The organism is Sphingobium olei (assembly GCF_042678845.1).
In the GTDB taxonomy this organism is placed as follows: Bacteria; Pseudomonadota; Alphaproteobacteria; order Sphingomonadales; family Sphingomonadaceae; genus Sphingobium; species Sphingobium olei.
The window spans coordinates 119,064-131,425 of record NZ_JBHTLS010000131.1 but is presented as its reverse complement, the minus strand read 5'-3'; the positions used below and the strand labels follow the sequence as shown (position 1 = coordinate 131,425).

Genomic DNA, 12,362 nt, shown 5'->3' with positions numbered 1-12,362 from the left:
CCGGACCGCCACCCCTTTGAAGGGAGGGCGGTCCGCTTTTCCTTGGGGCGAGAGGGAAGCGCATGATTTCCCGTTCGTAGGCTTTGAAAATCCCTATGCCGTCATCCGCATGACCAGCCGGGGCGCCAACAGGGTGGGCGTCCCAGGCTTGCCGTCGATCTGGCCGATCAGGGCATCGACCAGCACTTCGCCCGCGCGCAGATAGTCCTGCGCCACGGTGGTCAGCGGCTGTCGCGTCAGGCTGGCGGCGGGGATGTCGTCGAAACCGATTAGCGCGACGTCGTCGGGGACCGACAGGCCATGTTCGTCCAGCGCCCGCATCGCGCCGATCGCGATCAGGTCCGATCCGGCGAAGATCGCATCGAACGGCACGCCGCGCGCGATCAGGCGGCTGGCCGCCTCATAGCCCGACTGCTCGGTTGACAGCGCATCGACATGCAGGCCCGGATCGACCGGATGCCCGGCCTCGCGCAGCACTTCGGACAGGCCGGCATACCGATCGCGAAACTCGGGATAATGGCTCGACGCGTCGCCCAGGAAGGCGATCCGGCTGCGTCCCCGCGCGATCAGATGCGCGCCCGCATCGCGCCCGCCAAGCCGATTGTCGCAACCGATCGTCATCCCAAGCGCATGCTGGTCCACCGATCCCCAGCGGACGAAATGCGTGCCCTGCGCCACCAGTTGCTCCAGCCGCCTGCGGTAGATTTCATAATCGCCATAGCCCAGCAGGATGATGCCGTCGGCCTTGCGGCTATCCTCATAATCGACATGCCAGTCGGTCGACAGCTGCTGGAAACTGGTGAGCAGGTCATAGCCGCGCTTGGCGCATGTCTGCAGGATCGGCCCCAGCATCGACAGGAAGAAGGGGTTGATCCAGCTTTCGTCGGGCAGCAGATCCTCGAAGAACAGCAGGGCCAGCGTGTTGCTCTTGCCCCGCCGCAGCGACGACGCATTCTTGTCCACGGTGTAGTTGAGCTGCCGGGCGATCGCCTCGACCCGCAGCCGTGTCCCCTCGCTCACCGTTTTGTCGCCGCGCAGCGCGCGCGACACGGTCGGCTGGGACACGCCGGCCAGCGTGGCGATGTCGAAGGATGTCACTTTGTCGTTGCCGGCCATCGCCGAACTTTACGCCTCCGCGCTCGGATTGGGAAGGCGGCGGCTTTGAATACGTATGCCGGCCCCTTGGCCCGGCCGGTAACCGCCGACTAAGAAGGAGCCAAGTCGCGGCAATCAGGCACAAGCGACAGGGGAGGGGTGAAGGCCATGCGCGGACGAACGGCGATGCTGCTGGCTGCGCTTTGCGCGCTTCCTGCTCCGGCCTTCGCGCAGGAGGATGGCTTCCGCGCCCGTCTGCCCGAAGATGAAGTCATCTATTTCGTCCTGCCCGACCGGTTCGACAATGCCGACCCCGCCAACGACAAGGGCGGGCTGAAGGGGGACCGGCTCCAGACCGGCTTTGACCCCGTGTCCAAGGGCTTCTACCATGGCGGCGACCTTAAAGGGCTGATCCGCCGGCTCGATTATATTCAGGGGCTGGGCGCCACCGCCATCTGGGTCGGCCCGATTTTCCGCAACAAGCCGGTGCAAGGTCCAAAGGGGCAGGAAAGCGCGGGTTATCACGGCTATTGGATCACCGATTTCGAGCATGTCGATCCGCATTTCGGCACCGACGCCGATTTCGACGCTCTGGTGAAGGCGGCCCATGGCCGGGGGATGAAGGTCTATATGGACATCATCGCCAATCACACGGCGGACGTGATCCGCTATCGCGAATGCGCCGACCGGTCCTGTCCCTATCGCTCGCGCGCCGACTATCCCTATCAGCGGCGCGGCGGCGTGGCCGGCGCGGCGATCAATCCCGGCTTTTCCGGCGATACGGACCATGGCGACGCCAATTTCGCGAGGCTCACCGACCCGGCCTATGCCTATACGCCCTTCGTGCCCAAGGGCGAGCAGGCCGCGAAGAACCCGGCTTGGCTCAACGACGTGCGCTATTACCATAATCGCGGCGAGACGACCTATTCGGGCGAGAGCGCGACCATGGGCGATTTTGCCGGGCTCGACGATCTGATGACCGAGCATCCCCGCGTGATCGCGGGCATGATCGACATTTTCGGTGGCTGGATCGACCGCTTCGGCATCGACGGCTTCCGCATCGACACCGCCCGCCATGTCGATCCGCATTTCTGGCAGCAGTTCGTGCCCGCGATGCAGGCGCGGGCCATGGCGCGCGGCATCCCCAATTTCCACATCTTCGGCGAAGTCTATATCGAGACGGTCGATGCCGGCCCGCTTGCCTGGCACACCCGCGAAGGGGGCTTGCCTGCCGTGCTCGATTTCGCCTTCCGCCAAGCGGCGCTGGAAACCGTGGCGGGGAAGGCGGCGACCGCCACCTGGGAACGGATGTTGAGCGGTGACGCCCTCTATCAGGGGGGAGCAGCCACCGCGCGCCAGTTGCCGACTTTCGTCAGCAATCATGATGCCGGGCGCTTCACCACCTTCGTTCGGCGCGCCTTTCCGCAGGCCGGCGAGGACGAAGTGCTGCGCCGCGTGATGCTCGCCAACGCCATGCTGCTGACGCTGCGTGGTGTGCCGACCATCTATTATGGCGATGAGCAGGGCTTCGTCGGCGATGGCGGCGATCAGGACGCCCGCGAGGACATGTTCGGCAGCAAGGTGGCGAGCTACAACGACAATCGCCTGCTGGGCAGCGATGCGACCACCGCCACGCCGCGCTTCGATCCGGCCCATCCTCTCTATCGGCAGATCGCGGCGCTTGCCCGCCTGCGCAGCGGCCATGCGGCACTGCGCCGGGGCAGCGAGACGATCCGTGCGCGCGGTGACGAACCGGGCCTGTTCGCCGTCTCGCGCTTCGATCCCGAAACGGGCGCCGAATATCTGATCGCCTTCAACACATCGACCGTGTCCGTCCGGGCGCAGGTTCAGGTGGACAGCGCGTCGACCGCCTTCGTTACCCTTGTCGGCGCGGACTGCGCCCCGCAGGTCTCCGCACCCGGCAGTCTCGCCATCGACCTTCCTCCCCTTGGCTACAGCGTCTGCGCTGTACGGAGCGCTCATTCACAATGACGGATAAAGCTCCCTGGTGGCGCGGTGCCACCATCTACCAGATCTACCCGCGCAGCTTTGCCGACTCCAATGGCGATGGCATCGGCGATCTCGCCGGTATTACGGCGCATCTCCCCTATGTCGCCTCGCTTGGCGTCGATGCCATCTGGCTCTCGCCTTTCTTCAAAAGCCCGATGCGCGACTTCGGCTATGACGTGTCCGACTATTGCGATGTCGATCCGATCTTCGGCACGCTCGCCGATTTCGACGCGCTGGTCGCCCGCGCCCATGATCTTGGCCTGCGCATCATCGTGGATCAGGTGTGGGCGCATACATCCGACCAGCATCCCTGGTTCATCGAAAGCCGCTCCAGTCGCGGCAACGACCATGCCGACTGGTATGTCTGGGCCGATGCAAAGCCGGACGGATCCCCGCCCAACAATTGGCAGTCGGTGTTCGGCGGCCCGGCCTGGACCTGGGACGCGCGCCGCCGCCAATATTATATGCACAATTTCCTGAAGGAGCAGCCTCAGATCAACCTGCACAATGAAGCGGTGCAGGCGGCGGTGCTGGATATCGTGCGCTTCTGGCTCGACCGCGGGGTGGACGGCTTCCGCATCGATGCGATCAACCATTCGATGCCCGACCCGCAGTTGCGCGACAATCCGCCCGCGCCGGAGGACGGCCGCATCCGCACGCGTCCCTATGATTTCCAGATCAGGCGCTACAGCCAAAGCCATCCGGACATTCCGCTGTTCCTGGAAAAGGTGCGCGCCGTGTTCGATGAATATCCCGACCGCTTCACCGTCGCCGAAGTGGGCGGCGACAATAGCGACGCGGAGATGAAGGCGTTCACGCAGGGCGATCATCGCCTCAACACCGCCTATGGCTTCGACTTTCTCTATGCACCAAAGCTGTCGGCGCCGTTCTTGAAAAGCGTGCTGTCGCGCTGGCCGGCGGAGCAGGGGATTGGCTGGCCAAGCTGGGCTTTCGAAAATCATGATGCGCCGCGCGCCGTTTCGCGCTGGGCCGGCGACATCGACCCCCATGCCTATTGCCGGATGAAGATGCTGATGCTCGGTTGCCTGCGCGGCAACATCTTCCTTTATTATGGCGAGGAACTGGGCCTGCCGCAGGTCGAGATCGCGTTCGAGGATTTGCAGGATCCCGAAGCGATCGCCAACTGGCCGCTAACCCTGTCGCGCGACGGCGCCCGGACGCCGATGCCGTGGACCAGCGCGGCACCCTGGTTCGGCTTCTCCGACGCCAAACCCTGGTTGCCGGTGGGGGAGGCGCACCGCCCGCTTGCCGTCGATGCGCAGGAAGCCGATCCTGCCTCGCTGCTGCATTGGACGCGCAAGGTGCTGGCGCTGCGCAATGCCACGCCGCCGCTGCGCAGAGGCACGATCCATTTCCTCGATACGCCCGGCGACCTGCTCGCCTTCGAACGGACGCAAGACGGGCAGCAATGCCTCTGCGTCTTCAACCTGGGTGACAGCTCCGTCGCCTGGCAACCGGCAGATGCCGGGCGCTGGCAGGTCACGCTGTCGACCGGGATCATTGCCGACTGGAATTTCGCTCCCGCATCCGGCCTCGTCGCCGCCTTCCAAGTTTAAGGACGTTCCCATGAAGCGACTGACCGCGCTCGCCCTGCCTCTCATCGCCCTGGCGCTCGCCCCCGCAGCCGCCCGGGCCGATGTGGTGGCCCAGGCATCCTCGCCCGATGGCCATATCACCCTCTCCATCAGCCTCGATGGGGAGGGCCGCTCGAGCTATGCCGTGCAGCGCAACGGCAAGCCGCTGATCGTCGACAGCCGCCTGGGCTTCTTGTTCACCGACGCGCCCAAGATCGAGCGCAACCTGACGCTTGCGGATAGCAAGCAGGCCAGCAGCGACATAAGCTGGACCCAACCCTGGGGCGAATGGGCCACGATCCGCGACCACCATAACGAGCTGAAGCTCAGCTTCCGCGAGAAGGGGGATCTCAAGCGCGAGATGGACGTGACCTTCCGCCTGTTCGACGATGGCGTCGCCTTCCGCTACACGCTGCCGGACCAGGCCAATCTCCATCACGCCAACATCGCCGAGGAGCTGACCCAGTTCGCCTTCGCGCAGGGCGGCACCGCCTGGTGGAAGCCAGCCTATGAATGGAACCGCGAGGAATATCTCTACAACCGCACCCCGCTCGACGCGGTCGGCACCGCGCAGACAGTGATGACGGTGAAGCTGGCCGATGGCACCCATGTCGCCTTGCATGAGGCGGCGCTGGTCGACTATTCGGCCATGAATCTCGCCCGTGCCGAAGGCACCGTCTTCCGCGCTTCGCTGACGCCCGGTTCGGGCGGGCCGAAGGTGTCGCGCGACGCCGGCTTCTCCACCCCCTGGCGCACCATCGCCATCGCGGACGATGCCGCCGGCCTCTACATGAACCACATGATCCTGAACTTGAACGAGCCGAACAAGCTCGGTGACGTGTCCAGCTGGATCAAGCCGGGCAAGTTCGTCGGCGTCTGGTGGAACATGATCAAGGGCGACTGGACCTGGGCGCGCGGTCCCAAACACGGGGCCACAACCGCCAATGTCCGCCGCTACATCGATTTCGCCGCGGCCAGCGGCATCCCCGCCGTGCTGGTCGAAGGCTGGAATGTCGGCTGGGACGGCAACTGGTTCGGCAACGGCAACGACATGAACTTCTCGCGACCCACCGAGGACTTTGATGCCGATGGACTTGCCGCCTATGCAAAGTCGAAAGGCGTCACGCTGATCGGCCATCATGAAACCGGCGGATCGGCCAGCCATTATGACGGGCAACTCGATACCGCCTTCAAATGGGCGGCTGACCATGGCGAGCAGGTGGTGAAGACCGGCTATGTCACCGATGCGGGGCAGATCGAACGGGTCGATGCCGATGGATCGAAGCATCGCGAATGGCATGAAGGCCAGTGGATGGTGAACCATTATCTGCGCGTCGTGCAGGCCGCCGCCAAATATCATGTCAGCATCGACAGCCATGAACCGGTCAAGGATACCGGCCTGCGCCGCACCTATCCCAACTGGGTCGCGCGCGAAGGCGGGCGGGGCATGGAATATAACGCCTGGGTCGGCGGCAAGAACCCGCCGGAGCATGAGGCGAACCTGGTCTTCACCCAGCTGCTGGGCGGGCCGATGGACTTCACCCCCGGCGTGCTCAGCCTGTCGGGTTCGGAAGGCAGCACGATCCATTCGACCATCGCCAAGCAGCTTGCCCTCTACGTCGTCCTCTATTCGCCTGTGGTGATGGCCGCCGATACGCCGGAAAATTATGCCAGATATCCCGGCCCCTTCCAGTTCATCAAGGATGTGCCGACCGACTGGTCCGACACGCGGGCGCTCAATGGCGAGGTGGGCGACTATGTCACCATCGCGCGCAAGGCCAAGGGCAGCGACGACTGGTATCTGGGCGCGGTGGGCGATGAGCAGTCCCGCTCGTCGAAAGTGACGCTCGACTTCCTCGATGCCGGCCGCAGCTATACGGCCGAAATCTATCGCGACGGCCCCGGCGCCGACTATCGTACCGAAGGGCGGCACGCGATCGTTATCGAAAAAAAGCAGGTGAAGAAGGGCGATGTCCTGAGCCTCGACCTCGCGCCGGGTGGCGGTCAGGCGATCCGCTTCGTCGCCAGCGGGAGCAAGCGCAAACGCTAGGCCGGATCGGTGCGGGAGACGCCCCGGCTGTCCTATCCCGCCCGGTCCCGTCAGGCTGCGTAACCGCATACAGGTGGACATTCCGATAGGATCAGGCGCTCGCAACAAAATGACGAAATCTGCGGGAAATATGGGAAGTTAAGGCGAAGGATGGGAATGGCCGGGATGAACGACACAGGGCTGGCAAGGGGGCTGGAAGCGGGCTCCACGATGTCCGACGGCCGACCGCGCCAGGGCTTTTGGGGGCTGTGGAATATCAGCTTCGGCTTCTTCGGCATCCAGATCGGCTTCGCGCTGCAGAACGCCAATATGTCGCGCATCTTCCAGTCGCTGGGGGAAAGTCTCGACAATCTTGCCCTGCTGTGGATCGCCGCGCCGCTGACCGGCCTTCTGGTCCAGCCGGTGATCGGCCATTATAGCGACCGCACATGGTGCCGCTTCGGTCGGCGCAGGCCCTATTTTTTCGCTGGTGCGTTGTTTGCTGCGCTCGCCCTGTTCGGCATGCCCAATGCGCCGGGCCTGCTCGCCGCCGCCTTGATGCTCTGGATCCTCGACGCCTCGCTCAACGTCTCGATGGAGCCGTTCCGCGCCTTTGTCGGCGATATGCTGGCGAAGGAACAGCATATGGCGGGCTATGCGATCCAGACCGCCTTCATCGGCGCCGGTGCGGTGATCGGCTCTTCGACTCCGTGGCTGCTCGACCGGATGGGCGTCTCCAACGTCGCGCCCGCCGGCATGATCCCCGACACCGTGCGGGTCAGCTTCTACATCGGCGGCGCGGCGCTGTTCCTGGCCGTGCTCTGGACGGTCCTCACCACCCGCGAATATTCGCCCGGACAAATGGCGGATTTTACCCAGGCCAACGAAGCTGCACTGCAAGAGGAGGCCCCGCCGGTCCCCGCCGGCGGCCCCATGTGGATGGTCGCCGGCCTCGCCATCATTGCCGCCGTATGGGGCTGGGCATTGGAGAAGGAACTCTATCTGCTCGGCGGCCTGATCGCCGCCTATGGCCTCGCCCGCAGCGTCGCGCGCGGCCAGACCGATACTCTGCTCAGTCATATAGTCGGCAATTTCGCGACCATGCCGCCCATGATGAAGAAGCTGGCGCTGGTCCAGTTCTTCACCTGGTCGGCTCTCTTCATCATGTGGATCTATACCACGCCGGTCGTCGCTCAATATGTCTTCGGCTCAGCGGATCCGACCAGTGCTGCCTATAATGCGGGGGGCAATTGGGTCGGCATCCTCTTTGCCACCTATAATGGCGTCGCCGCCTTCGCTGCGCCCTTCCTGCTCCAGCCGCTCGCCCGCCGCATCGGACAGGCGCAGACCCATGCGCTGGCGCTGACGCTCGGCGCGCTCGGCTTCCTGTCCTTCCTTGTCCTGCGCGATGCGCACGCGCTGCTCCTGTCGGAAGTGGCGATCGGGATCGCATGGGCGTCCACACTCGCCATGCCCTATGCGATGCTCGCGTCCAGCGTGCCGCAGAGCAAGCTTGGCATCTATATGGGGCTGTTCAATGCCTTCGTGGTCATTCCGCAATTGCTGGTGGCAACGGTAATGGGCACGATCATGCACCAGTTTTTCCCGACTGAGCCGATCTGGACCATGGCCTTTGCCGGCGCGGTCATGCTTCTGGCTGCGCTCGCCACTCTGCGCTGCCGGACCTGACAGAGGGCATAGGGGCAACGTCGCAATCATGCCGCGTCGGCGATTTGGCGCCAGGCACCAGCAGAGTGATCAGCCGCGCATTCTCCCGGTGCAACCTCGTCACTTCGTTGTGAAGTCTGTCCACTTGCGCCGCAACATCCGCAATTTCGACATACTCGCTGCCATCGCATGATCCCATGAAAGCAAGAAACTTGTTGAACCAGATGTCAATCCGACCTGAGATCGGCATCAAACCTCCTCCCATGTCGTCAAGGCGAGGTCCGCGCGCTGACGGATGCCGATCGCTTCTCCGACCAGGATCAACATGGGCTGGCCCTCATCCATCGCCCCTGCCGACAGGGGCAGCAAATCCAGGCGGGTATAGAGCAACCGTTCCGTGGGCAGGCTTATGTCGCAGGCGATCATGACCGGGGTGGCTCCGGAAAGACCCATCTTGATCAGATTGGAACTGATATCGCGGGCGGCGGAACGTCCCATGTAGAATATGGTCGTCGCCTTGGGGTCCGCCAGGCCAGCCCAGTCCAAATCCAGGCTTTCGCCTTTGCGCACATGGGCGGTCGCAAATTGCACGCGCCGGGAAACGCCGCGCAGCGACAGGGATAACCGAGCACTTGCCGCGGCAGCCGTGGCGGCCGTGATGCCGGGACAGAGGAAGCAGGCGATGCCCGCATCGGCCAAGGCCTCCATTTCCTCCGTGGCGCGTCCGAATAGGGTGGGGTCGCCGCCCTTGAGCCGCACGACCCGCTTGCCCGCCCGCGCCGCTGCGACGAGCAGGTCGTTGATGCTGTCCTGCGCCTTGGAATGGCGGCCGGAGCGCTTGCCCACACTCACCATCTGAGTGGACGGCCGGACCAGATCCAGCACGCCCGGTCCGACCAGCGCATCGTAGAAAACCACGTCCGCCGCGCCGATCAACCGTTCCGCCTTGCGGGTCAGGAGATCGGGATCGCCCGGCCCCGCGCCTACCAGCCAAACCGTTCCGGGCGTGATGAGATCATTCGGCTGCATGGAGCGTCTCCTGCGAAGTCTGGATCAGGATGTTGGCAAGGGCGGGGCGGCACGATCCGCAATTGGTTCCTGCGCCAATCGCCTTGCCGATGGCGGGCACGTCGATAAGCTGCTGGGACCGGATGGCGGCCACGATCTGGTTGAGCCCGATGTCGAAACAGACGCAGATGGTCGCGCCCTTGTCCGTCTGCCGCCCCGGCCCCCGCGCGGCCAGAACGGCCGGTCCGACATCATCGGCAGCCAACTGGGCGATCAGCCAGTCGCGCGATGGCAAGAGGCCGCTGCGCGTCACGAACAACGCCGCTGACAGCTTGCCGTCCCTGATGATCGCCAACCGTCGCGTCCCGCGCGCCGGATCGATCGCCTCGACCCTGTCCCCCTTGGGCAGAGCGGCTTCCAACCGCGCCGGGTCGCCGTTGCCCGCAATTTCATAGAGCGCGCCGCCTGGCACCGTGACCCGCGTCGCCCATAGACAGGGAAGGCCGACCGGATCGTCGCCCCGCCGGATCAGAAAGCCTTTCCATTCGGTCGCCACCTTCTGCACGGCGGCGGGCGTGGACTTGAAACCCGGCTGGCCTGAATGCGGGTCGGTCAGCGGACGGGGCAGCAGGCCGGTGCGGCCCCCGCTTGAAATCTGGTCGGTCCAGTGGATCGGCGTGAAGATGTCGCCCCGGCGCTGACCCTCGTTCAACGCGGCGCGGAAGATGCTGTCCCCCTGCGGCGTGGATATGCGGGCGAGATCGCCGTCCGCTATGCCAAGCGCCTGAGCATCTGCGGGATGAATCTCGACCAGCGGCTCTTCGCGATGACGGGCAAGTTTGGGCGACAAGCCGGTGCGCGTCATCGTATGCCATTGATCGCGATAGCGCCCGGTGTTGAGCGTCATCGGCCAGTCGCGCAGGGGCGCCTGCACGTCCATCTGCCTGACGGTGACGAGCCGCGCCTTGCGATCCGGGGTGCTGAAACCTCCATCCGCAAAAGGATGCGCGCCGCCCCAGCGGAACGGTTCCATCGCGTCATAGGCGTTGTTGCCGATGGTCGCATGCGACCGCAGGTCGAGCAGGCGCTTTCCGTCATTCTGATAGGCCGTCAACCGAGCATGTTCGCGCCAGATGTCCGCAGGCCGGTCATAGGCAAAGGCGCCCTGCCAGCCCATCCGGCGAGCGACCTGCGTGACGATCCACCAGTCCGGTTTCGCTTCGCCGGGCGGGGCCATGAAGGGGCGCTGGCGGCTGATCGTGCGGTCGGAGTTGGTAACGGTGCCGTCCTTCTCTCCCCAAGCGGCGGCGGGAAGGCGGACATGGGCGTGAGCGCCGGTGTCCGTGTCAGTGATCACGTCCGACATGACGACGAACGGGCAGGCAGCCAGCGCGTCCCGCACCCGGCCTGCGTCCGGCAAGGACACGGCGGGGTTGGTCGCCATCACCCACAGCGCCTTGACGCGGCCTTCTCCGATCGCGCGGAACAGATCGACGGCTTTCAGTCCCGGCTTCGTCGCCATGGCGGGCGCGGCCCAGAAGCGTCCGACCCGTGCGACATTCTCCGGCGCGAAATCCATATGCGCGGCCAGCGTCGAGGCGAGGCCGCCAACTTCGCGCCCGCCCATCGCATTGGGCTGGCCGGTGATGGAGAAGGGCGCTGCACCCGGCTTTCCGATGCGGCCTGTCGCCAGATGCAGATTGAGGATCGCGTTGACCTGATCGGTGCCGCGGATCGACTGGTTGATGCCCTGGCTGAACAGCGTGACGGTGCGCGGCGTGGCGGCGAACAGCTCGAAAAATTGCTGGAGCGATGCGGGCGGCAGATCGCACGTCTTCGCGGTCGTCCAGAGGTCGTGCCCGGCGCGGATATGGCCCCAGAAGTCATCGGGTGCGGCGACATGATCGGCCAGATAGGCGGCGTCCGTCAGCCCCTTCGCGTCCATCCAGGCCAGCAGCCCGTTCATCAGCGCGACGTCGGTGCCCGGCCTGACCGGCAGATGCAGGTCCGCGCCTTCACAGGTCTCGGTGCGGCGCGGATCGATCACTACCAGCTTCGTGCCGCGCGCGGCGCGGGCGGCCTGGATGCGCTGGTAGACGATGGGGTGGCACCAGGCCGTGTTCGATCCGACGAGGATGACGAGATCGGCTTCGTCGAGATCGGCATAGGTGGCGGGCACGATATCCTCGCCGAAGGCGCGATTATGCCCTGCGACCGCGCTCGACATGCAAAGGCGGCTGTTGGTGTCGATATTGGCCGATCCGATGAAGCCCTTCATCAGTTTGTTGGCGACATAATAATCTTCGGTCAGCAATTGGCCGGAGACGTAGAAGGCGACGCTGTCGGGGCCGTACCGCTCGATCGTTTCGGCAAAGCGCCTGGCCACGAGGTCGAGCGCCTTGTCCCAGCTTGCCCGCCTGTTGCCGATCATCGGGTGGAGGAGGCGGCCCGTGAGGCCCACCGTCTCGCCCAGATGCGTGCCCTTCGAGCACAGGCGGCCGGCATTCGCCGGGTGCGCCTCATCCCCCTTGATCGTGACTGCACGCGGGCCGGTCGGCGCCGCGGAAATGCCGCAGCCGACGCCGCAATAGGCGCAGGTGGTGCGGACCGCGTTCCCCATCAGGCAGCGGCCCGCACGGTGGCGGGACGCGCGATCAGGATGCGGCCTGCGTCCTGCCTGACCGCGATCGTCGGCGTGCAGCCTTCGTCATTGCCCTGCGCCTCGCCCGTCTTCAGGGCGATGTTCCAGTTGTGCAACGGGCAGGCGACGCTGTGGCCATGGACGATGCCTTGGCTGAGCGGTCCCTTCTTGTGCGGACATTCGTTCACGAGAGCGAAGAGCTGATCGTCGCCGGTGCGGAATATGGCGATCTCCTTTTCGCCCGGCAGTTGCACCGTGCGCGCGCCGCGCTGGGGAATGTCGTCCAGCGTGCCGATATCGATCCAGTCGGTCATGT

8 protein-coding genes are annotated in these 12,362 nt (G+C 65.0%); 4 read left to right on the top strand and 4 right to left on the bottom strand.

Translation table 11 applies throughout. From position 1 onward, the window contains the following. Positions 1-93: 93 nt before the first annotated feature. Positions 94-1,116, bottom strand: a complete 1,023-nt coding sequence (locus ACFQ24_RS15705; RefSeq protein ID WP_380912871.1) for a LacI family DNA-binding transcriptional regulator — start codon at positions 1,114-1,116, stop codon at positions 94-96. Between the two features lie 147 nt (positions 1,117-1,263). Here ACFQ24_RS15705 and ACFQ24_RS15700 point away from each other — a divergent pair, with 147 nt between their 5' ends. The 4 genes from ACFQ24_RS15700 to ACFQ24_RS15685 all read left to right on the top strand — a co-directional run bounded on the left by ACFQ24_RS15700 (position 1,264) and on the right by ACFQ24_RS15685 (position 8,418). Further along, a complete protein-coding gene (locus ACFQ24_RS15700; RefSeq protein ID WP_380912869.1) occupies positions 1,264-3,087 on the top strand; it encodes an alpha-amylase family glycosyl hydrolase in 1,824 nt (607 codons plus the stop codon). Then, positions 3,084-4,682 carry an alpha-glucosidase gene (locus ACFQ24_RS15695; RefSeq protein WP_380912867.1) on the top strand — a complete coding sequence of 533 codons (1,599 nt, stop codon included), beginning with the start codon at positions 3,084-3,086 and terminating at the stop codon, positions 4,680-4,682. The genes ACFQ24_RS15700 and ACFQ24_RS15695 overlap by 4 nt, the downstream gene beginning before the upstream one ends. Positions 4,683-4,692: 10 nt before the next feature. Beyond that, on the top strand, positions 4,693-6,750 hold the full coding sequence (locus ACFQ24_RS15690; RefSeq protein ID WP_380912865.1) for a glycoside hydrolase family 97 protein: 2,058 nt from the start codon (positions 4,693-4,695) through the stop codon (positions 6,748-6,750). Between the two features lie 165 nt (positions 6,751-6,915). After that, the gene (locus ACFQ24_RS15685; RefSeq protein WP_380912863.1) at positions 6,916-8,418 is read left to right on the top strand and encodes an MFS transporter; all 1,503 of its coding nucleotides are present in this window, start codon (positions 6,916-6,918) and stop codon (positions 8,416-8,418) included. Positions 8,419-8,646: 228 nt separating this feature from the next. Here the strand turns inward: ACFQ24_RS15685 and cobA are convergent, their stop codons facing one another. Genes cobA through nirD form a run of 3 tightly spaced genes read right to left on the bottom strand, consistent with a single transcriptional unit; the run spans position 8,647 to position 12,360 of the window. Next, a complete protein-coding gene (cobA, locus tag ACFQ24_RS15680; protein WP_380912861.1) occupies positions 8,647-9,426 on the bottom strand; it encodes a uroporphyrinogen-III C-methyltransferase in 780 nt (259 codons plus the stop codon). Continuing rightward, the gene (locus ACFQ24_RS15675) at positions 9,413-12,025 is read right to left on the bottom strand and encodes a molybdopterin-dependent oxidoreductase (RefSeq protein ID WP_380912859.1); all 2,613 of its coding nucleotides are present in this window, start codon (positions 12,023-12,025) and stop codon (positions 9,413-9,415) included. Before ACFQ24_RS15675 ends, cobA begins: the two co-directional genes overlap by 14 nt. Next, on the bottom strand, positions 12,025-12,360 hold the full coding sequence (nirD, locus tag ACFQ24_RS15670) for a nitrite reductase small subunit NirD (RefSeq protein WP_380912857.1): 336 nt from the start codon (positions 12,358-12,360) through the stop codon (positions 12,025-12,027). The genes ACFQ24_RS15675 and nirD overlap by 1 nt, the downstream gene beginning before the upstream one ends. Positions 12,361-12,362 lie beyond the last annotated feature (2 nt).